General features: G+C 57.9%; 16 protein-coding genes and 1 tRNA gene. 11 read left to right on the top strand and 6 right to left on the bottom strand.

Features of this window, described 5'->3' with window-relative positions:
- Nucleotides 1-66 precede the first annotated feature (66 nt).
- Nucleotides 67-471, top strand: a complete 405-nt coding sequence (locus AC13QE_RS19190) for a DoxX family protein (protein ID WP_488484869.1) — start codon at nucleotides 67-69, stop codon at nucleotides 469-471.
- Between the two features lie 311 nt (nucleotides 472-782).
- Nucleotides 783-971 (top strand): hypothetical protein, encoded by a 189-nt coding sequence (locus tag AC13QE_RS19195; protein WP_488484870.1) that lies wholly within the window; start codon nucleotides 783-785, stop codon nucleotides 969-971.
- A 186-nt stretch (nucleotides 972-1,157) separates the two neighbouring features.
- Here AC13QE_RS19195 and AC13QE_RS19200 read toward each other — a convergent pair whose 3' ends face one another.
- Entirely contained in the window at nucleotides 1,158-1,349 is a 192-nt protein-coding gene (locus AC13QE_RS19200) for a hypothetical protein (protein WP_488484871.1), read from the bottom strand.
- Between the two features lie 339 nt (nucleotides 1,350-1,688).
- Nucleotides 1,689-2,795 (bottom strand): porin, encoded by a 1,107-nt coding sequence (locus tag AC13QE_RS19205; protein ID WP_459459144.1) that lies wholly within the window; start codon nucleotides 2,793-2,795, stop codon nucleotides 1,689-1,691.
- A gap of 988 nt (nucleotides 2,796-3,783) precedes the next feature.
- Here AC13QE_RS19205 and AC13QE_RS19210 point away from each other — a divergent pair.
- A tRNA-Cys gene (locus AC13QE_RS19210) sits at nucleotides 3,784-3,857 on the top strand.
- Nucleotides 3,858-4,351: 494 nt separating this feature from the next.
- Here AC13QE_RS19210 and AC13QE_RS19215 read toward each other — a convergent pair.
- Both AC13QE_RS19215 and AC13QE_RS19220 read right to left on the bottom strand, forming a co-directional pair.
- Complete coding sequence (locus AC13QE_RS19215) at nucleotides 4,352-4,795, bottom strand: hypothetical protein (protein WP_488484872.1); 444 nt, start codon at nucleotides 4,793-4,795, stop codon at nucleotides 4,352-4,354.
- A 576-nt stretch (nucleotides 4,796-5,371) separates the two neighbouring features.
- Complete coding sequence (locus tag AC13QE_RS19220) at nucleotides 5,372-5,812, bottom strand: Rap1a/Tai family immunity protein (RefSeq protein WP_112338269.1); 441 nt, start codon at nucleotides 5,810-5,812, stop codon at nucleotides 5,372-5,374.
- Nucleotides 5,813-6,266: 454 nt separating this feature from the next.
- Here AC13QE_RS19220 and AC13QE_RS19225 point away from each other — a divergent pair, with 454 nt between their 5' ends.
- The 5 genes from AC13QE_RS19225 (at nucleotide 6,267) to exoR (ending at nucleotide 14,258) form a co-directional block, all read left to right on the top strand.
- On the top strand, nucleotides 6,267-6,917 hold the full coding sequence (locus AC13QE_RS19225; protein WP_112610129.1) for a protein-L-isoaspartate O-methyltransferase family protein: 651 nt from the start codon (nucleotides 6,267-6,269) through the stop codon (nucleotides 6,915-6,917).
- A 253-nt stretch (nucleotides 6,918-7,170) separates the two neighbouring features.
- Nucleotides 7,171-8,043, top strand: coding sequence for a PopZ family protein (locus AC13QE_RS19230; protein WP_488484873.1), 873 nt, complete (start codon nucleotides 7,171-7,173; stop codon nucleotides 8,041-8,043).
- Nucleotides 8,044-8,165: 122 nt separating this feature from the next.
- The gene (locus AC13QE_RS19235) at nucleotides 8,166-11,009 is read left to right on the top strand and encodes a valine--tRNA ligase (protein WP_488484874.1); all 2,844 of its coding nucleotides are present in this window, start codon (nucleotides 8,166-8,168) and stop codon (nucleotides 11,007-11,009) included.
- Nucleotides 11,010-11,513: 504 nt separating this feature from the next.
- On the top strand, nucleotides 11,514-12,773 hold the full coding sequence (locus AC13QE_RS19240; RefSeq protein ID WP_488484875.1) for an OmpP1/FadL family transporter: 1,260 nt from the start codon (nucleotides 11,514-11,516) through the stop codon (nucleotides 12,771-12,773).
- A gap of 681 nt (nucleotides 12,774-13,454) precedes the next feature.
- A complete protein-coding gene (exoR, locus tag AC13QE_RS19245) occupies nucleotides 13,455-14,258 on the top strand; it encodes an exopolysaccharide production regulator ExoR (protein ID WP_112338273.1) in 804 nt (267 codons plus the stop codon).
- 63 nt (nucleotides 14,259-14,321) lie between these two features.
- Here exoR and xth read toward each other — a convergent pair whose 3' ends face one another.
- Together xth and erpA are read right to left on the bottom strand one after the other, a co-directional pair.
- Nucleotides 14,322-15,113 (bottom strand): exodeoxyribonuclease III, encoded by a 792-nt coding sequence (gene xth / locus AC13QE_RS19250; RefSeq protein ID WP_488484876.1) that lies wholly within the window; start codon nucleotides 15,111-15,113, stop codon nucleotides 14,322-14,324.
- Between the two features lie 129 nt (nucleotides 15,114-15,242).
- The gene (gene erpA / locus AC13QE_RS19255) at nucleotides 15,243-15,575 is read right to left on the bottom strand and encodes an iron-sulfur cluster insertion protein ErpA (protein WP_015339680.1); all 333 of its coding nucleotides are present in this window, start codon (nucleotides 15,573-15,575) and stop codon (nucleotides 15,243-15,245) included.
- A gap of 308 nt (nucleotides 15,576-15,883) precedes the next feature.
- Between erpA and AC13QE_RS19260 the strand changes: the two genes are divergently transcribed.
- The 3 genes from AC13QE_RS19260 (at nucleotide 15,884) to AC13QE_RS19270 (ending at nucleotide 21,720) form a co-directional block, all read left to right on the top strand.
- Nucleotides 15,884-17,101 (top strand): deoxyguanosinetriphosphate triphosphohydrolase, encoded by a 1,218-nt coding sequence (locus AC13QE_RS19260; protein ID WP_488484877.1) that lies wholly within the window; start codon nucleotides 15,884-15,886, stop codon nucleotides 17,099-17,101.
- 55 nt (nucleotides 17,102-17,156) lie between these two features.
- Complete coding sequence (gene argS / locus AC13QE_RS19265; protein ID WP_132716711.1) at nucleotides 17,157-18,917, top strand: arginine--tRNA ligase; 1,761 nt, start codon at nucleotides 17,157-17,159, stop codon at nucleotides 18,915-18,917.
- A gap of 61 nt (nucleotides 18,918-18,978) precedes the next feature.
- Entirely contained in the window at nucleotides 18,979-21,720 is a 2,742-nt protein-coding gene (locus AC13QE_RS19270; RefSeq protein WP_488484878.1) for an SPOR domain-containing protein, read from the top strand.
- Nucleotides 21,721-21,815: the final 95 nt, after the last annotated feature.

Consider the following 21,815-nt stretch of genomic DNA (forward strand, 5'->3'; position numbering starts at 1 on the left):
CAGCCAGGCACCAATGCCGGCGGGCAATTCGGGGATATCGGCCAAATTCGGCGGATTGGGGATAAAATGGCTGAGAATACGAGCTTTCGTGGTGGGGTGGCGCTGGGCTGGATTCTGAGCGCGATCGTAATTCTTGCATTAGCGGCCGATGCGGCTGTCGATCTCTTGGTGCCGTCATTGATTGGCCCGCAGATGGCGGAGACGGGCTTTCCCGCTAATCTGGCTACGGTGGTGGGTTTGATCATCCTCGTCAGCGTTGCTCTTTACGCAATTCCGCGCACCGCGGTTCTTGGAGCGATCCTTGCGACCGGCTTCTTCGGCGGTGCCATTTGCACCCATTTACGTCTCGGAGAAATCGGTTCTCCACCACAACTTATCAGTTTATTGCTCGGCATCATGGCGTGGGGTGGTCTCTATCTTCGGGATGAACGTATTCGGTGCCTGCTGCCCCTACGTTCGGTGAGTGGCTGAAAGTCGGCCCGGGCCTCACTTGCAGTTTTTTGCGGTGCAATAACAGTATCTTGCGCCGCAACTTATCTCGGCGGCAACCGCGAATGATAGCGGGCTAAAGGGATTGTTCCAACATGAGACATCAACGAGCTGCAAGAGCTTGGGGAGCCGAATTCCGGGCTGGTATATGTGGTATTTCTGAAAAAATTAGTTCAAGGTATGGTTGCTCTCGCGAATGTGAGCGCATGTTCATGTGCCGTTAATGCGATGCGGCACATGAACGTAATGCGCGATCTGCGCAGCATAGTCCCCCAATGCTTTAGAGGTTCGACATGAAAAATCTGATTCTTGCTTCTGCAGTAGCTGTGGCGTCCGTCTTTGCCTTCAGCGTGCCGTCCGAGGCTGCTCCGATGCATCATCGTCATTATCATCAGCACCATCATCATCGCTGTCATGTAAAGAAGGTAAAGCGCAAGGTTCATGGACGCTGGGTTATCCGCCATGTGCGCGTCTGCCGCTGATCGGAAGCGCTAGGAAGCGGCGCGGATTCCTCTTAAAACAATAAGGCCGCCGCCGGAGTTCCGGTGGCGGCCTTATTGTTTGTGTTATTCCTGGAAGTGACCCGCCGCCTACCTTGTGTCCGGCGTGAGCTCGGCAGGTATCATTCCGATAAGGCAACCGGCCGCACTAAGGCCGAATCTCGAATATCACGCCGCCATGGCGGCGATGATGATAGCGACGGTCGTCCCGCCATCCGTCATCCCAATGGCGGCGGCGATCCCAGCCGCGGTCACCATGCCAGTGACGGCGATCGCGATCACGCCAGTGGGGACGGTCGCGATCACGCCAGCGGGGACGGTCGTCATCGCCCCATCGGCGCGATCCTTGCTCTTGCACAAAAATAAGATCCGACGCTCGCGATATAGATGGACTGCTCGGCGGCGCGGCCATCGCGGGCAGGGCGGCGGGTAGCGCGGAGCCTATAGCCAGCGTCACGCTCAAGGCGAGTGAAGCAAGGTGGTGTTTCAAGTTTCCAACTCCTGTATTCAGCCATGTCCCTTTTCATCGCTAAACGTCAGGGCGGCGACTAGGTTCCCCTTTTCGTTGACTGGAGATCCTTGTGACACGCGTATTGATTGCAGGAGGAGCCGCTGATTGCGGGTGCTACAATAAAAAAGGGGGCAGGCAGGGAAAGCCGGCCCCCTTCCTTCTCTGATCGGAGGTCAAGTCTGATCAGGTTAGAAGTTGCGTTCGAAGCGCAGGATGCCCGAAACAGTGTCGTCGTGGGCATAGTCATAGTGAACGTAAGTCAGTTCCGGCTCGACCAGGAGGTTCTTGACCGGGTTGAACTTCAGGTTCGTGGTTGCTTCGAAGATCTTCGAGTCGCTGTAAGCAAGCTGCAGGTTCCACTTCAGCTTATCGTTGACAGGAACGCCGACGCCGCCCCAGACAGCCCAGTCACCCCAGCCGCACTTCGATGCGTTGACGGTGCCGTTCGGCGCCGTGCAGGCGGAGACGTCCTGGTTGGTGCCGGCATACTTGTTGAGCTTGTCGCCGTCGGTGTTCCAGCCGCCCATCAAGAAGGCCGTGAATGCGCCAAAGTCAGCATCGATACGAGCCTTGATGGCGCCTTCTTCGACGATCGAGTCATAACCGCCGACAACCTTGAAGCCCCATGCGCCGGACTTGAAGCCGGCACCGGCAACGACGTCCGGAGCGTAGTGGTTCGTCCTGTCGTCCGTCCACCAGCTTGCACCATAAGATGCCGAACCGGTCGTAGCAGAATTGGAATCTTCAAGCGAGATCACAGCCGAGAAGCCGTTGCCACCGTCATATTCATAGGTCAGCTGGTTCAGTTCGTACGGGCCGTCATAGATCACGTCGTCGTTGATGACGTCGCCGGCGTAGCCGATGTACAGGTTGTACTGCGAGTCCTTCTTACCAACCGTAAAGCCGCCGAGGCTGATGTAAGACCACAGCAGGTTGGTGGAGGTGGAGCCGCCATCGTTCCAGTCCCAGCGAACGATGGTTTCGGTCTTCAGCGGACCGTATTCAGTGTCGGTTGCGGTATCGACGTTCAGTTCGGCGCGCGTATGCCACAGCGTGCCCTGATGGCTGTCACGGTTGTAGGCGTTGTACCACTCACCTTCGGTACGTACCTTGCCGCCGATCTTGAGGCAGGTTTCGGTGCCCGGGATGAAGAAGTAACCAGCACCGTAAGCGTCGCAGATGCGGACGTATTCCAGCGGCTCCGGCTCAGCTGCTACGATCGCATCAGCCGCGTGAGCACCGGATACTGCTGCAAGCGCAGCAGCGGAGCCGAGAAGAAGGCTCTTGATGTTCATAATAACTCCAATCTTTCTTGATTGGGCATGAGATATCGCGCCGAAAAACGACGTGCCCAACCCCATCCCGTTCATGTTCCCTATCAGTAGGTGCGAAGTAATAAGCCTCGCGAACTATTTCCTGAACCCGCTTCGGTGATTTGGCAAGATACTAAGGGTATGGAACTATATGTGTACTACTTGAAATCCGACGTTGTTGCAAAAATGACGCAATTCGCGGAGCCTCCGCGACCACAACGCCGTTGGATCGCACCTGAATAGGCTTTGTTCCACGAACAAGAAAAGCGTTTACGCCTCCGCGCGCTAGAGGCGGCGGCGGCCCGATGTGGGTGGTGACCCCGAGACATTTTACCGAGCCATGAGTGTTGAAATAATTGTCGGGTGGAAAAACTGAGCATCATCCTATAGCGGAGAAGATGACAGCTCGTCTGGCATTCCACCTCGTTGCGATTGCAGCTATCTGGCCGTGGTGCGTCCGACGACATTACTGGGGGCGTAGTCTCGTCGGACGCGGCACTGTCCGGTCTGTGGGTGGCGTACAAACCGGTAGTACTAATTCTAGCATCTACCTTAGGTGCCTATAACCTACCTGAATGGGCTGGCATCAACCGCACCTTCGGACGGGTGACGATCCCCCTAATCGGCAATGTTCTTTTGCTCCTAAGACCCGGTTGGTTCGCGATAATTCGGGGCGATTGGCAGAGCATCCGGGTTCGCCCGTTGTAGGCAGCTGCGCCTCATGTTGCAGTCGGTCTTTGCCGATGCAAAGGAAGGATCGGGTAGGCGCCTCTGATTGTCTATATCGGGCGTGTCCCGTCGGCCTGAAACCGAGCCGCGCGTTAAGGCCGAGGGGGTCGGCATTTTGCTCGCCCGCATGAGCAAATATCTTTTCGGAATGAAAAAAGGACAGGATTCGGAATGAACCCTCTTGCGGTTTTCTTTGGATCATTCTAAATCCGCGCCACCACAACGCAAATTGCTTTCGGATGGCCTCGTGGCGGAGTGGTTACGCAGAGGACTGCAAATCCTTGCACCCCGGTTCGATTCCGGGCGAGGCCTCCACTCTACTCAAGAGAGTCACTTATCTATTTGAGTTTTCCTGCATTTCTATTCAGGTGTCGCAACTAGAACCATACCGTTTGGTAAGGTGCGGCAGTCCGTGCTCGTTTTCACCCATCTGCCGCTAGCAGTTTCGCTCCCATCCGCTCCCAATCAATCGTGTTGACAGTCAGTCGTGCAAGGCGAGCTCCCTGCATTCCAGTTATAGATCTTGGGCGTCCTGCCATCCTTCCAGCCGAACATAGCTTCGAGCATCGAATCGCTGGCGCCGTTATGCGCTTGGTCGGTCGCCAGGCCTTTTGGAATTGAATGCGCGGTGCAATACGGAGGGTCGGCTTGTGTAAACCACTTCAAATCGCGGTTCCCGAGACCCTTGATAGCTTATGGCGTGATGAGCTTCTGTCTGAATACGGAACGGCTCCACCATAGCCGGTACGTGGCAGAGATTGCAGGTGAAGCTGAGTCGATAAGACAGAGCGAAGCGCAAAATAGCCGTGTTACGAGGCTGGCACTCCCATGCTCCCGAGAATGCCACGCTCAATCAAGCCCGTCGATTTGCATTCTCCCACAATGGGCTGTCCGTCAAATTGGCGCATAATCTTAAAATCGGTGTTCACGGTCACCTGGATTTTACCTTTGGACACTTCTCGAACAAAAACGTTCAGCGTTCCGGAGCGGCTAACATCGACTGCTAAACCACCTTGGCCGCAATCTGCATACGCCGTATCAACACCAGACCGCTCGGCATAAATTACGCCACTGTCCTTCTCGATAGTCTTGATTTGGACGTTGTTGCTGGTGAAGAACGCTATCAGCTTCTCCCATGCCTGATCCTTAGTGAGAGCGAACGTCTCGCTGTTCTTGAAAACGGTTGTCTTTGGTGGCGTGGCGCAAGCGGAGAGAACCGCCAATGCAGCGGTCGAAAGCAATCTATAGTTCATGAAATACCCCTATGTCCCCGCAGCAATTCAACCAGAGCGAGGGGCGCCTGTCGAGTCACTCCTGCAAATATCCCATGACGAATAAGCCGGTCGCAAAGGATGTGGCGGATGGCCTCGGAAGCCCATCATTTCATCAGCTTCAACATGTCGTCCGACAGAGTAACCTGCACTGATTAGGCGTTGCGGAGCTTCAGCCGCGGCAGCTGTAAACGGCTCGGTCTCGCCGGTTACAGCCTGGCGAATATGTGCCAGTGAATTCGCGATCCATTAAAAGCAAAAGCGGTCCAGTCTAGGGAAAAAACTGGGCCGCCTTTTGCTGGACTAGAGGTCAATCAAATTCAGCATGCTAATTATAAGCTGTACTTAGTATTTGTCAACGGAGATGCGAGGCTGTGCTTTCGTGTATCGCGCACGGTGTTCTCCACTTGATGGCAATCCTCTCTCGCAAGATCGTCTCCGCCGTGCATTCGGTTCGCAATATTGGCGGACAGGGCCGTCACCTGGATTGGTGCTCGAAAATTTGGGACATGTCCGCAGCGGCGTTGCCGCATGGAATATCGGGCCTTGCTGGCGGGCCTATTCCTCAAGGCATGGAAAGGCGAATTTGTAGGCGCGCGCGATCAGAGAACTGGCGGGCCGTTCCAGTTGCCAGGAGTGCTCCGCCATCCATTTGCAGGCTATCGTCGTTGCCTTTGTATTGCTGAGCTCGGGCGGCAGACAGAAAGCGCCCACGAACTGTTGAAGGTAGCGCTCGTAGCGCGACGAGTTCTTAGGCGTCTGCTTCGTGGCCCGGATCGTCAGGTTCTTCGTTCGCTGGGCCTCGTCGAGAATGCCCTGAATATAGACCGAAGCGAGCGTTCGGTCCTCTTCGCACCATTCGTCGAGCTGCTTTCCGGTAACGACATGTCCGATGATTGGGGCTGTGTCCTTCGCCTCGTCCTCGCTTGATGTTTCCTCGCTCAACGCGACTTGGGGCAGGAGAAGGAGAAGCGCTGCGGCGAAGAGCGAAAGCCTCATTCGGAAAACCTACATCATCGAGGAAAGACTCGCGGCCAGAAAAACCACCAGCGGCAGCGACGTTACGACGAAAAGAACGAGAGAAACAGGCATCCCAGCCACCTTCTATTCAAATTTCATATCTGGGCCGAATGGCTTCGGGCCGGAAGGTCGATTGGTCACCACACGGGTCCAACGCATTGAAGCGTGGTCGCGCGAAGTTAACATTTTGCTAACGGGTGTCCCGGTCCGGAGCGTGGCGCATCCGTAAGATGTCGCATATCCCGGATGCAGGGCGCTGACTCGTAGCTGACTTGTATTTGCGGATGTCAATTGTTGTTCGTCGGCGACGCCTCGCCATGAATCTCTGCGGCTGTTGCCGCAATGCCTTGAAAGCGCGGCGTCAGGCGATTAAGACACGCGTAACAGAAAGCAGAGCCAGCTCGTTCTGGCACCAAGGGCGCAAGAGGATAAGATGGATTTCGAAGCAGCGCGCGTGAAGATGGTCGAGAACCAGATCCGGACGACGGATGTCACCTCCCATTCCGTGTTGAATGCATTTTTCGCCGTGCCGCGCGAAAATTTCGTACCGGAGAAGTCGAAGCTCCTGGCCTATGTCGATTGCGATATCGAGGTCGCTCCTGGCCGTTTCCTGATGGAAGCCTCGCCGCTCGCAAAGTTGCTGCAGCTCGGCGCCATTACTAAGGATGACAAGGTTCTCGATGTCGGCTGCGGCACGGGTTATGTGTCCGCCGTCCTGTCGCTTCTCGCCGGTAAGGTTATCGCGCTTGAATCCAACGAGGAGCTCGCGGCTCAGGCGAAGGCTAATCTTGCCGCGCTTGGCTACGACAATGTGACCGTCGTTGGCGGAGACCTTGAAAAGGGTCATGCCGCCGATGCACCCTATGATGTGATTTTCCTCAACGGTTCGATCGAACAATTGCCGCAGGGCCTGCTGGACCAGCTCGGCGAAGATGGCCGCCTTATCACCGTTATCGGCTACGGCCATGCCGCCCGCGCCACCGTTTTCATGCGCGAACGCGGTGCGTTTTCGGAAAATGTCTTCTTCAACGCCTCGATCAAGCCGCTGCCGGGCTTTGCCAAGGCCAAGGAATTCGTCTTCTGATTTCCTGAACGGTCCGATGATTGAGTTTGCGACAGGCGCCTTCGGGTGCCTGTTTTTTATTGTCGCGCCCTGTGGCAGAATCACGCTTAGCAGAGCGATTCGTCGTGATCGTAACAAAACTGTGCATCACCGGGTTTAGTGCTTTTCAGGTGATTTTGTTCCCGAAGACAGTCATCTAGGGTGGCCCTGATTCGGGTGCCGCCTGGCGAGTTTATGGTGCGAGTTTCCGGTCGTCGAATATGGGAAAACGGGGATGAATATGGCTCAGCCAAATGTAGTGCGTGAACCGTCCATGGAAGAAATTCTGGCGTCGATCCGCAGGATCATCGAAAGCAACGAACCCGTAGGTGCCAAGCCGACCCCCGTGACGCATTTTGCCGGCTCCGGCGTGCGTGACGACGACATTCAATTGACTGTGGATGAAGAATTCGCCGCCGCCGATCGCGCACGCGCTGCCGAGCAGGATCCGCGTTTCGTTGCGGCAAATTCGCAGGTGCCTGCTGTCGAGCCAGAAGCTGCAGGCCGCGGTCTATCGCTGGCCGATGTTGCAGCGCGCGTGCGCGCTGCCTCCGAACGCAATACCGCCGCCTTGCTGAATGCCGGGCGGGAGCCGCAGCCGCGCGAGCTGCCGCCGGCCATAGCCGCACGCCTCGCCGAGGTGCATGTCGAGCCGATCGCCGATGTCCCTCTGAGACAGGCCATTGCAGATGTTGCCGCACCGGTCGCTCAGCCTGTTATGCGGGCGGTGGCCGAGGGTGAACCTGAGATGGAAGCGCAGAGGCCAATGGCTGCTTCTACGGCGCCTCAGGTCGCAGCACCCGTCGAGGCACCTATTTTTGAGGCGCCGGAACCAGCCGTTGCCATGGAAGTGGAAGCGTCCCTGCCATCGGCCCAGGCCGTGTCTGTGTCTCCACTGCTGTCGGAAGCCGCCGGCGCACAGGTTTCCCGCTCGTTCGAGGAGTTGGCCGCCATCGTGGACGGCGGTCCGCGCCGCTCCCTTGACGAGTTGGCCCAGGAGATGCTGCGCCCGATGCTGCAGGAATGGCTCGACGATAATTTGCCGACTCTTGTGGAGCGCCTCGTGCGTGAGGAAATTGAAAGGGTGGCTCGCGGTTCGCGCCGCTGACCAGCCTGAGCTTCGGGTAGCCGATCCGCCGCTCCGGGCTCCGGGGCGGCTTTTTTATTGACTTGCCCACAGCCATCCTATTTACAACCCGCATCACTCAGTCCTCTAGATCCGGTCCTAAAATGCTCGACAAAACATATGATTCCGCCACCGTCGAACCGAAGATCGCCCAAAAATGGGATGAGGCCGACGCCTTTCGCGCCGGCGCGAACGCCAAGCCGGGCGCGGAAACCTTCACGATCGTCATACCGCCGCCGAACGTGACCGGTTCGCTGCACATGGGCCATGCGCTGAACAACACGCTGCAGGACATCATGGTGCGGTTCGAGCGCATGCGCGGCAAGGACGTTCTCTGGCAGCCGGGCATGGACCATGCCGGCATCGCCACGCAGATGGTCGTCGAACGCCGTCTCGCCGAACGGCAGCAGCCGGATCGCCACAAGATGGGACGCGAAGCCTTCATCCAGAAGGTCTGGGAGTGGAAGGACGAGTCGGGCGGGTTGATCTTCAACCAGCTGAAGCGCCTCGGCGCATCCTGCGACTGGTCGCGCGAGCGCTTTACCATGGACGAGGGCCTGTCAAAGGCCGTTCTCGAAGTCTTCGTCACACTCTACAAGGAAGGTCTGATCTATCGCGACAAGCGGCTGGTCAACTGGGATCCGAAGATGCTGACCGCAATTTCGGACATCGAAGTCGAACAGCACGAGGTCAACGGCAATCTCTGGTACCTGCGTTATCCGCTGGAACCCGGCGTCACCTATCAGCATCCGATTGCGTTCGACGAAGAGGGCAAACCGACGGAGTGGGAAACGCGCGATTATCTCGTCGTCGCCACCACGCGTCCCGAAACCATGCTCGGCGATACCGGCGTTGCCGTTAATCCGGAAGACGAACGCTACAAGCCGCTCGTCGGCAAGCATGTCATCCTGCCGATCGTCGGTCGCCGCATCCCGATCGTTGCCGACGAATATCCGGATCCGACGGCCGGAACGGGCGCGGTCAAGATGACGCCTGCGCATGATTTCAACGACTTCGACGTCGGCAAGCGCCGCGGCCTGCGCGTTGTCAACATTCTGACGCCGGAAGCGACCATCACCATCAAGGACAACGAGGATTTCCTTGAAGGTCTCGACAACCCTGCAGCCCTGCACGGGGCCTGGGACGAGCTGGAAGGCAAGGACCGCTTCGAGGCGCGCAAGATCATCGTCCGCATTTTCGAGGAATCGGGCCTGCTGGACAAGATCGAGCCACACAAGCACATGGTTCCGCATGGCGACCGTGGCGGCGTGCCGATTGAGCCGCGCCTGACGGAACAGTGGTATGTCGACGCCAAGACGCTCGCCGAACCGGCGATCGCCTCGGTCCGCGAAGGGCGCACGAAGCTCGTTCCGAAAAGCTGGGATAAGACCTATTACGACTGGATGGAAAACATCCAGCCATGGTGCGTTTCCCGTCAGCTGTGGTGGGGCCATCAGATTCCGGCCTGGTATGGTCCCGATGGCCAGGTCTTCGTCGAAAAGACCGAGGAAGAGGCACTGCAGGCCGCGATCCAGCATTATCTGTCGCATGAAGGGCCGATGAAGGCCTATGTCGAGGACCTGCTGGAGAACTTCAAGCCGGGCGAAATCCTGACGCGCGACGAAGACGTGCTCGACACGTGGTTCTCGTCGGCGCTTTGGCCTTTCTCGACGCTCGGCTGGCCGGATGAGACGCCGGAATTGGCACGCTACTATCCGACGAACGTCCTCGTCACCGGCTTCGATATCATCTTCTTCTGGGTTGCCCGCATGATGATGATGAGTCTTCACTTCATGAAGGACGAGGGTGGTGAGCCTGTCGAGCCGTTCAACACGGTCTATGTTCACGCCCTGGTGCGCGACAAGAACGGGCAGAAGATGTCGAAGTCCAAGGGCAACGTCATCGATCCTCTTGAGCTGATCGATCAGTACGGCGCCGATTCGCTGCGTTTCACGCTGGCGATCATGGCCGCGCAAGGTCGCGACGTGAAGCTCGATCCTGCCCGTATCGCCGGCTACCGCAATTTCGGCACCAAGCTTTGGAACGCGACGCGCTTTGCCGAAATGAACGGCGCTAAGAGCGATCCGCATTTCGTGCCGGAAGCCGCAGAGCTCACCGTCAACCGCTGGATCCTGACGGAGCTGGCGCGTGCAGAGCGTGACGTGACCGAGGCGCTGGAAAGCTTCCGCTTCAATGATGCGGCAGGCGCTCTCTATCGCTTCATCTGGAACCAGTTCTGCGATTGGTATCTCGAGCTGTTGAAGCCGATCTTTAATGGCGAAGATGAAGGCGCCAAGGCGGAGGCACAATCTTGTGCAGCCTATGTGCTCGAAGAGACCTACAAGCTGCTGCATCCATTCATGCCCTTCATGACCGAGGAGCTCTGGGCTCATACGGCGGGCGAGGGCAGGGAACGCGACGGCCTGATCTGCCATGCGGATTGGCCGGCACCGTCCTATGCCGACAATGTCGCCGCCGATGAAATCAATTGGCTGATCGATCTGGTCTCCGGCATTCGTTCCGTTCGCTCGGAAATGAACGTGCCGCCGGCTGCAACGGCACCGCTGGTCGTTGTCGATGCCAACAGCCTGACGCGCGAGCGCCTGTTCCGTCATGACGCCGCCATCAAGCGGCTGGCGCGCGTGGAATCGGTTTCGCTAGCCGATACCGCACCCAAGGGTGCCGCCCAGATCGTCATCGGCGAGGCGACCGTCTGCCTCCCGCTCGGCAACCTCATCGATCTCTCGGCAGAGAAGGCGCGTCTCGAAAAGGCAATTGCCAAGAACGACCAGGAGATCGCCCGCATTACCGGCAAGCTTTCGAACGAAAAGTTCGTTGCCAATGCCAATCCGGACGTCGTCGCTGCCGAGCGCGAGCGTCTTGGCGAACTCGAGGGGCAACAGTCGAGCCTCAAGGTGGCGCTGGCCCGGGTAAGCGAAGCCGGCTGAGAGGCATTTGCATAAACCAATGTTTTCGCTCAAAGGCGGATGTGCGACCAAATGTGAAAAGCGTCGCAATCGAAGCTGAGACATCGGCGTCGCGTTAGGAAACAGAGATCGAAGAATCGAAAAAGGCATGCGGTATTCGCCGCGTGCCTTTTTTGTCTATTGCCTCGATTCGATGGAATGAACCGGATCTATGCCCCAGATCCGCCGCCAGTTTCGCACAGGCGAAACAGATTACTCATAAAGTGCTTGATACAATCGAAAAGCAAAACTGTTGTCATATTGTAACAGAATTGTTGCTGTGAAGAATGAAAATCTCTCTGGGGCTCGAAAATGCTGTTTCGGAAGAAAAAATCACCTACGCCAAGAGATTTTGAGAGGCGGGGTTCGTCTTCTTACGTAAATCAATCGCTCTCTTACATGGCCGGTGCTCTTGTGCGCCACATTGCCAATTCACGCGATCATCGCAACAATCAAGCCACTGAATGCACATGTGGGGGAGATACAATGGCATTTTCTGTTGCGCTGAGGAGCGCACTTACACTCGTTATTAGCTCGTCTTTTGCCAGCGCTGCCTTTGCGGGCGGCCTTGATCGTGGCGGCTATGACATCGATCTACTCTTCGACAAGGGCCGCTACGCTTTCGAGTCGGGTGTTACCTATGTCATGCCGGACCGCAAGCTGAAGAACGCGAAGGATATCAATCCGGCCAACGGCAATCTCAATAATCGTAGCCGTTCGAACGATCCGTCCGAAAATTTCGCAATCCCTTATGTCGGCTTCAAGATCGGCATTACCGACAATATCGACTGCATGGCCGACTATTCGCAGCCCTTTGGCGCACATCTGAACGAAGGCCTGAATTGGGCTGGTGCAAACGACGAGACCAAGGTCAAGCTGACGACGAATAACTATTCGGCCACCTGCTCGTACAAGTTCGACGCAGGCCCAGGCCAGCTGCGCCTGATCGGCGGCGGCTTCTATCAGGAAGTCAGCGGTTACAAGTCACGCCTCGTATATGCTACGCCGGCTCCAATCTCCGCCATTTACAACGGCACGGGCTCGCTTGACATAGACGACCACGGCTGGGGCTGGCGTGCAGGCGTTGCCTATGAAATTCCGGAATATGCCTTCCGCACCAGCCTCGTCTACAACAGCCGCGTCAAGTACGACAACCTGAAGGGCACGGTTGACCTAACCGAGGTGCCGCCGCCCGTCCGTCCCGGTTTTGCGGGCAAGGTCACCTCCGTTTTCGGTTCCGCCGATGCGCCCGACTCCCTCGAGTGGAAGATACAGACCGGCATCGCGCCGGACTGGCTCGCTTTCGGTTCGGTCAAGTGGACAAACTGGAGCCTTCTGCAGAGCATCGCTTTTTGCCCGACCTCGACGCGCAGCATCTCCTGTCGGGCTAATGGTCCAACCGAGCTGACCTCGCTTGACCTGTTGTACAAGGACGGCTGGACTATTACCGGCGGCATTGGACACAAGTTCAATGACAAATGGAGCGGCGCCGTCAGCCTGACCTGGGATCGCGGCACAAGCGATGGCTATGGCATGAACTCTGATACATGGACCCTTGGCGCAGGCGTTGCCTACAAGGCGACCGAGCATGTTCAGTTCAATTTCGGCGGCGCTCTCGGCCTGATGACCAATGGCAGGTCCGGAACGATCACACGCGGCGGCGGCACCTATGGCGATGATGCGACCTATAGCTATGGAAACGACCTGGTCGCCGCTCTTCAGACATCGGTGAAAGTCAGCTTCTAACGATAAACCCTTATATTGAGGGAGCTTATCTGCCGATCCTTCATCTCTTAACCAGCGTCGCGAGCTCTCACGGGTTTCGCGACGTTTTTCATAGGATCGGGAAAAGTGGAGCGTAAACCGGGTCTTCTGCCTGATTTATGGTTAAAGAAATCTCAAGTCCGATAAAATTTTTGTGACGAATTAGCAACACTCTATTTCAAGACATTGCAGCCACGTGATGAGATTACAATTTGTCCATTTCCCGCCACAAATGGGGAGCAGCGATTACGCAGGCATAGGGGCAAGCCTTATAGAAAGTGCGTAAGCGGTTGATGGGTGAACTTCCACTTTGGCATAAGCAAAAATCTGGGATCGGAGCCATGATGTTTCCGACGCGGGGGAAAAATCGTTGTCTGCCAAGGGAAGTCGTCAGCCGGACGATCTTTGATTTCCATTATCGGAAGACGATTGCGAACGCTGCTTCGGCGGCGGGGCGTGATTGCGGCCGGACAAATGCTGGTTTGGACATAATTGCAAGCTATGCTCGCAAATGTGGCAAACAGCATCGGTTGGACGCCACAGGAGCCGCCCTCTCGAAGGACGATCCAGTCTCGTGCGCCATCAGGGAAAACATTCGTGAAACTGGCGGCGTTTGTGCAAGCGCCGTAACAGGTCCGAATGGAGCGAAAGAAATCGACTGTTATGTTTAAGTCCGAGTTCATATCAGCGAGAGTTATGATGCTCAGCCTGTCTCTTGCCACTGCGGTGGTGCTGGCAGGGCAAGCCAAAGCATTCGACATCAATGCCGGCGTCACCAAGGAATCTGGTCCGTTCGATCTCTTCAAATTCGGCTTCAAGGCCTATAAGAACGGGCAGAAGGAAGAGGCGGTCGAAGCCTATCGGTATGCCGCCGAAAAGGGTCATACCGGCTCCCGCTGGGCTCTGGCCAACATGTATGCCGATGGCGATGGCGTGACGCAGAACGATTTCGAAGCTTTCAAGATCTATAGCGAGATCGCCCAGCAGGGCGTGGAGCCAGGTTCGGAAGACACCGGTTTCTTCATCAACGCGCTGCTGGCGCTTGCGAGCTACTACAAAAGCGGCATTCCCAATAGCCCCGTAAAGATCGACCTCAATCAGTCCCGCCAGCTTTATTTCCAGGTGGCATCCACCTTCGGCGTGCCGGAGGCACAGTTCCAGCTGGCGCAGATGATGCTATCAGGCGAGGGCGGCGCCACCAACGTTCAGCAGGCCAAGAAATGGCTGAACCAGGCGCGCAAGAGCGGCCATCCGGGCGCCATGGCCGTTTTTGGCAATCTCTTGTTCCAGGAGGGGCAATCCATTCGCGGTCTGGCCTTCATGACGGCGGCACTCGACAAGTGCAAGCCGAAGGACTGTAGCTGGATGGAAGACATGCAGGAGCAGGCGTTCTCCATCGCCAATGAGAACGACCGCCGCGTGGCCGTTTCCATGGCTCATCAGCTCGATGTCGCAGGCCCCGATTGATTGGCATTGCATCGGGCTTCCGTCCGGAAGAGACGGGTAACTTTTCCCGATCGGGATTGAAGCTTAATTGCTGAAATCCAGGTGAGCGACAACGGGGACGTGGTCGGAAGGTTTTTCCCAGGCGCGCACATGCTTCTCAATTGCCGTTCCGGTGAGGCGATCGGCTGCCTCCGGTGACAGCATCAGGTGATCGATGCGGATACCGTTGTTTTTTGGCCAGGCGCCGGCCTGGTAATCCCAGAATGAGTAAAGCTTGATCGCGTCCGTCGTCGCACGTACGGCATCGGTAAAGCCGAGATGTTCGAGCTGGCGGAAAGCCTGACGCGTCTGCGGCAGGAAGAGTGCGTCGCTCTCCCAGACCTTGGGGTCGAAACAATCATGCGGCTCGGGGATGACGTTGTAGTCTCCGGCAAGTATCAGGGGCTCTTCAAGGGCCAGGCGCTCCAGGGCGAATTTGCGCAGGCGCTCCATCCAGGCGAGCTTGTAGGGGTATTTTTCCGTATCGACCGGATTGCCGTTCGGCAGATAAAGGCAGCACACCCGCAAGGCGCCGTGTCCTTCGACGGAGAACACCGCTTCGATGAAGCGAGCCTGTTCGTCGCTATCGTCCCCCGGCAAGCCGCGCGTCACCTCATCCGGCTTGGTCTTCGAGAGAATCGCAACGCCGTTGAAGCCCTTTTGCCCATGCGTTTCGACATGGTAGCCGAGCGCCTCAATCTCCAGCCTGGGAAATCCTTCATCGACGGTCTTGATCTCCTGCAGGCAGACGATGTCCGGGTTCGAGTCCTTCAGCCACTGGCAGAGGTTCTCGATACGCGCTTTGACGCCGTTGATGTTCCAGGTGGCGATTTTCATGGGCGGCTCATTCCTTTGCTTCGCCCTGTTGTATCCGCAGCCGGTCGGCTTGACTACAGCCCATATGAAAGCCGGCCCGAAGCGAAGGCTCCTGGCCGGTCATCAAACTGTGGAAAAGCTGAGTGAGGATCAGATGGCAAAACTTGTGCCGCAGCCGCAACTTGCGACCGCATTCGGATTCTTGATCTGAAAGGATTGGCCGAGAAGATTGTCGACAAAATCGATCTCCGAGCCTGCCATATAGACCAGCGACAGCTGATCGATCAGGACGGTCGCATTGTTCTTTTCGACAATGATGTCGTCAGCTTCGGGGCCTTCGACGAGATCGAATTTATAGGAAAAACCCGAACAGCCGCCGCCTTCGACAGCGACGCGAAGAGCGCGCTTTCCGGCATCCGCGCCGACGATAGCAGCGATTCGCTTGGCCGCGGCATCCGATAGGGTAACACTTGTCTCAGTCATATCTTCCTCCTGCCGGGGTCAAGATCCGGAGAGAACCATTAAGCCGTCGAACTTTCAAACGGCTGATATTCGTAGCCTTTAACATGAAAGTCAGGCCGGCGACAGCTATGGTTTCCTGGTTGAGCCAGACGCCATTTTGCTGTTTTCTTGTCTATAGGTATGAAGGCCACAAAGCGGCGTCAATGGGCCGGGATGTAGGAAGAGCGGACATATGTCCGCATTGCCGGGCACGGGCAGGGACCGATTGCAGGGAAACGACTGTCGCGCCGATGGCGGTGCGGGAGCCAAATGCCGGAAATGGATTGATAATGACGATTGATACGCATGCATTGGGTTTCGGGTACGGGGAAAAGGCAGCCTATGCAACGAATCCCTGGGAATCGCGCGGACGGCTTTACGAAGAAGGGTCAAGCCCGACACGCTCCGAATTCCAGCGCGACCGCGACCGGATCGTCCATGCGACCGCCTTCCGGCGGTTGAAGCATAAGACGCAGGTCTTCATCGCTCAGGATGGCGACCATTACCGCACTCGGCTGACGCATACGATCGAGGTGGCGCAGATCGCCCGCGCCCTGGCGCGAGCCCTGAAGCTGGATGAGGATCTGGCGGAGGGGGTGGCACTTGTCCACGATTTCGGCCACACGCCTTTCGGTCATACGGGCGAGGATGCACTGCATGAGGTGCTGCTGCCCTATGGCGGCTTCGATCACAACGCCCAATCCCTGCGCATCGTCACCAAGCTTGAGCGCCGTTATGCTGATTTCGACGGACTCAACCTCACCTGGGAAACGCTTGAGGGCCTGGTGAAGCACAATGGACCGCTGATGACGCCTGATGGCAAGGGCATCCAAGGTCCGGTGCCGCGGCCGATCCTCGATTATTGCGAGATCCACGACCTCGAAATCGCCTCCTATGCCAGCCTTGAAGCGCAGGTCGCCGCGATCGCGGATGACATCGCTTACAATACGCACGACATCGATGACGGCTTGCGCTCCGGCTATTTGACGTTCGACATGCTGGAGGAGGTGCCGTTTCTTGCCAAGCTGATGACCGAAGTGAGAGCACGTTACCCGCATCTGGAGGCGAGCCGCTTCACGAACGAAATCATGCGCCGGCAGATCACCCGCATGGTGGAGGATGTGATCGCCGTTTCGCAGCAGGCGCTCGCTGAAATCAAGCCCCGCAATGTGGCCGACATTCGGGCTGCCGGACGGATCATCGCGACCTTCTCGCCCGAGATGGCCGAAACCGACAAGCTGATCAAACAGATGCTGTTCAAGCGCATCTACCGTCATCCCGACATCATGCGCATCCGTGCGGGCGCGGCGCAGATCGTCACGGACCTTTTCCGCGCCTATATGGAAAATCCCAGGCAGATGCAGAGCCATTACTGGGTCGATCATATTGCCGGGTTGGCGATCGCCCCCAAGGCAAGGCATGTCGGCGACTATCTTGCCGGCATGACGGACACTTACGCCATCAGCGCCCACAAGCGCCTGTTTGACCAGACTCCCGATTTGCGGTAGGCAGCGGCGGCGTCGGGCCGATAGCGGCTCGCGAAGCTAATGCGTGGACAATATGATGAACCTTTTCACCGACTTCGAAGTAAGAATTAAGAACGCTCTCGAACAAATTGATATTGTGCGGGAAAAGCGATCTGAGCTCGATTTCGGACGTATCGGCGTAGAGCCGCCTCGCGATGCAACTCACGGCGATGTCGCCACCAATGCGGCTATGGTTCTGTCCAAGCCGCTTGGCACGAATCCGCGTGCGCTTGCCGAAATCATCGTCGCCAAGCTGAAGGAAGATGCTGATGTCGCCGAGGTTTCGGTGGCCGGCCCCGGCTTCATCAATCTCCGTCTTTCGGTCGGCTATTGGCAGCGGCTGCTGTCGACGATGATCGCGGAAGGTGAAAAATTCGGCCGTTCCAAGCTCGGCGAGGGGCAGAAGGTCAATGTCGAATATGTTTCGGCCAACCCGACCGGGCCGATGCATGTCGGCCATTGCCGAGGCGCCGTCGTCGGCGATGCGCTGGCAAACCTGCTGGCCTTCTCCGGCTATGAGGTCACCAAGGAATATTACATCAACGATGCCGGCTCGCAGATCGACGTGCTCGCACGCTCCGTCTTTATTCGCTATCGCGAGGCGCTGGGCGAGCAGGTCGGCGAGATACCGCCGGGCCTTTATCCCGGTGATTATCTCGTTCCGGTCGGTGAAGCGCTCGCCAAGGAATTCGGCACCAAGCTGCGCGGCATGCCGGAAGAGCAATGGCTTCCGATCGTCAAGGAGCGCGCCATCGATGCGATGATGGCAATGATCAGGGAAGATCTGGAGGCGCTGAACGTTCATCACGACGTATTCTTCTCCGAGCGCACCCTGCATGCCAATGGTGCGGCACTGATCCGCACCGCGATCAATGATCTGACGTTCAAGGGCTATGTCTACAAGGGCGCGCTGCCGCCGCCGAAGGGGCAGCTGCCGGAAGACTGGGAAGATCGTGAGCAGACGCTCTTCCGCTCGACGGAAGTGGGTGACGATATCGACCGCCCGCTGATCAAGTCCGATGGTTCCTATACTTACTTTGCCGCCGACGTTGCTTACTTCAAGAACAAGTTCGACCGCGGCTTCAACGAGATGATCTACATCCTCGGCGCGGACCATGGCGGCTACGTCAAGCGGCTGGAGGCGGTGGCCCGCGGCGTTTCTGATGGTGCTGCGAAGCTGACGGTGCTTCTGTGCCAGCTCGTCAAGCTGTATCGGAATGGCGAGCCAGTGAAGATGTCGAAGCGTTCGGGCGATTTCGTCACCCTGCGCGAAGTCGTCGATGAGGTCGGCCGCGATTCGGTGCGCTTCATGATGCTTTACCGGAAGAATTCCGAGCCACTGGACTTCGATTTTGCCAAAGTCACCGAGCAATCGAAGGACAATCCGGTCTTCTACGTGCAGTATGCTCATGCCCGCTGCATGTCGGTCTTCCGTCAGGCCAGGGAAGCCTTCCCGGATCTCGATATAGCCTCGCTCGATCTGTCGAAAGCTGTCGTCGGCGCGATCTCTGATCCTACTGAATTGCAGTTGGTTGCGAAGATTGCGGAATTCCCGCGAATCATCGAAGCTGCAGCTCAGTCTCAAGAGCCGCATCGCATCGCTTTTTATCTTTACGATTTGGCCAGTTCCTTCCACGGACACTGGAATAAAGGTAAAGATTTACCGGAATTACGTTTTGTTAACGATAAGAACCGAGAATTGAGCATTGCCAGACTTGGGCTGGTGTACGCTGTCGCGTCGGTTTTGAAGTCGGGTCTTGGTATAACCGGGACCGCTGCACCGGACGAAATGCGATAAACGTCACCATTTACCCACATTACGCTGGCATCAGTTGAAGCGTTTTCGAGTGGAACGGGTGATGGCAGAAAAACAGTTCGCGTATCGCGCAAGCGGAAACGACAAGTTCTTTGCGGATGATGATCCGCTTGCGGAACTTGCTCGTATCGTAGGTTTCGAGCCGCGCCCCGCTGCTCAGGAGAATGCTCCGGTTCAACGGCAGGACCCTGCCTTCAACCTCGAAGACGAGCTTCTTCGCGAATTCGAGCGGTACGATACGCCGCGAATGAGTCCGGCAAATGACATTTCGGCTCCGGCGGAGCAGGTGTCGCCGCCGAGCCATGAGCAGGCGGCTCTTCCAGCTGAGCCGGTACAGGCTGAGCCCAAGTTTGAAGGGCCGAAGTTCGAAGAGCCTGTGCCGCAGCTCGTGGCTCCGATCAAGCCGACGATCGGTGCTCGCGATCTGATCGACGAGCTCGAAATGTCGATCGCGCCGGTTTTGCAGCCGGCGCAAAAGCCCGTGTCCGTCGAGCCGCAACCGGCTGCTCCGATGCTGAAGCCGACGCCGCAATCCGCTGCCGCCACCATAAGGCTGCCGCTTGCTAACTTTACGCTGGCAACCCCGGCTGCCCCGCGTGAGCAATTCACGCCGGCTGCTGTCCCCGCACCGAAGGCCGCTTCCGACGAAGCGCTGTTCGATAGCGCCGTCGATTTCGAGGCGTTCGACCCTGTGGAGCCTGCGCGCTCTCCGGAACCAGTCGCTCAGCCTGCCGTATCCCAGCCGGCTCCGGCCGTCTTTCGTGCGCCCGAGCCGCCAAAGGTGGTCAAGGCCGATCCGGCCGCTCTTTCGGCTGAGATCGATGCCCTCCTGGCCGATGTGAATCGCTATCCGGTTCCATCCAAGACCGATGCGCCGGTTGCTAAGGAAGAGCCAGCTTTCGAAGATTTCAGCGCCTCCTTCTCGGAGCTTGCAGAACTGCCGGTCGCTCCGGCCCCTGTAGCACAGCGCGAAGAGGCAAAGCCGATTACCTTCGGTGCGGAAGATCCCTTCACTGATCAGGACTTCGAATTCGATCTGGCCGATATCGAAATGGAACTTGCGGGTCTCGATTTCGCTGAGGCCGATAAGTCTTCTGCCGCACGGCAGCCGGCTCCCGCCACTCCGATGGCGGAGCCCGCCCTTTCCCGAGCAACGCCCGTTGCGCCTGCGCCTGCTGCTCCGATATTTGCTGCCGTAGCGCCCCAGCCCGTGCAGCCTATCCAAGCGTCTGCCGTAAATGCAGCGACTACGGCCGCGCCCGTATTCGAAGCCGATCAGCCACTGCCGTTTGATCCGACGGAAATCGCCGAGACGGAGGAGCGTGTCGAAACCTTCGAGGGTTCCCATGTTCCGCATCTGCCGGCAATCGAGCCGGAGGAGCCGATCGCGGTGCCGTCGGAATTTGATTTCGATCTTGATTCGGAAATGGCGAGCCTGCTCGGTACTCCCGCCAAGGAAGCCGCACCTGAGCCGATCAAGCCGGCTGTTGCGGCCGCACTTGGTGGTGCCGCTGCCGCCACTTCCTGGTCGAAGAATACGGCTGCCCAGCCTGCCGTGCCCGTCGCAAAGCAGCCGATCGAAGAGTTCGACGAGTTCGAGCGTGCACTGGAAGAGGACTTCCGCCGCAGCTATCGTGAAGCCGCGACGCCTGTCGAGAATGTCGCCAGGATGACGCTGAACCCTGCGGCCAACCGTCGCCCGGTTCGCTCCGTTCGTGGAATGGTGACGACTGCCGCTGTCATCGTGGTTCTTGGCGTCGGTGCTTACGGCGCCTACAGCTGGATCCGTCACGGCGCGCCGATCTCCAGCTTCTCGGGTGAGCCGCGCGTGATTGCAGCCGACAGCGATCCGGTAAAGGTCGCTCCGGAAAATCCAGGCGGCACCGTCGTTCCGAATCAGGACAAGGCCGTCTACGACCGCGTTGCCGGCGACAGCACAGCGGCGCCGAAGCAGAAGGAGCTTGTCTCCTCCAACGAGCAGCCTGTCGATGTCGTCCAGAAGACGCTGATTCCCGAAGCCGTATCTCCGGATGACGGCAGCGGCGATCAGGTCACGCCGACGCCGGTCGGTGAAACCGAAGATCCACGCCTGCTGCCAAACCAGAACGGCGGCAACACCAATGTCGCCGCCAACAACGACGAACAGGTGCCGTCGGTCTCGCCGCGCAAGGTGCGCACGATGATCGTCAAGGCGGATGGTTCACTGGTGCCGCGCGACGAGCCGGTTGCCGATACGACGACTGCAGCCGCCAAGCCGGCGAACAATCCGGCCGCATCCACCAGTTCGCGTCCGTCTCCAGCAAATGCCCCGGCCGCAAACCAGTCGGATGATACCGATGCCGCTAGCGCCGAGAGCACGCCGATCCGCGTCGTCAAGACGAACCCGGTTCCGACGGCACGTCCGGCGCCCGCCGCCAAGGCGAACACGGCTGCTCCGGTCCAGGAAGCCCAGGCTCAAGCTCAGCCCAAGGCCCAGCCGAAGCAGGTCGCATCTGCTAGCCCGGCGGCTGCAACTCCGGCTGCCACCTCCGCTGCAAGCGGCGGCGCCTACGGTGTGCAGATCGCATCCCTGCCGACCGAGGCCGACGCGCAGAAGTCGCAGGCAAACCTCAAGGTCAAGTTCGCCAGCGTCATCGGCAACCATCCTCTGGAGATTCGCAAGGCCGATATCGCCGGCAAGGGCACATACTATCGCGTCCGCGTCGTCGCCGGCTCGAAGGATGATGCCGCTGCCATCTGCACGCGCTACCGCGCCGCTGGCGGCACCTGCCTGATTTCGAAGTAAAATCAGATACGAAACTTGGAAAACGGCGAGCATCGGCTCGCCGTTTTCATTTTGGAGCGCTGTTCCTGTGCATCTCCGCTTGACGTCACTCGCAT

The organism is Martinezella sp. CNPSo 3957 (genome assembly GCF_057784395.1).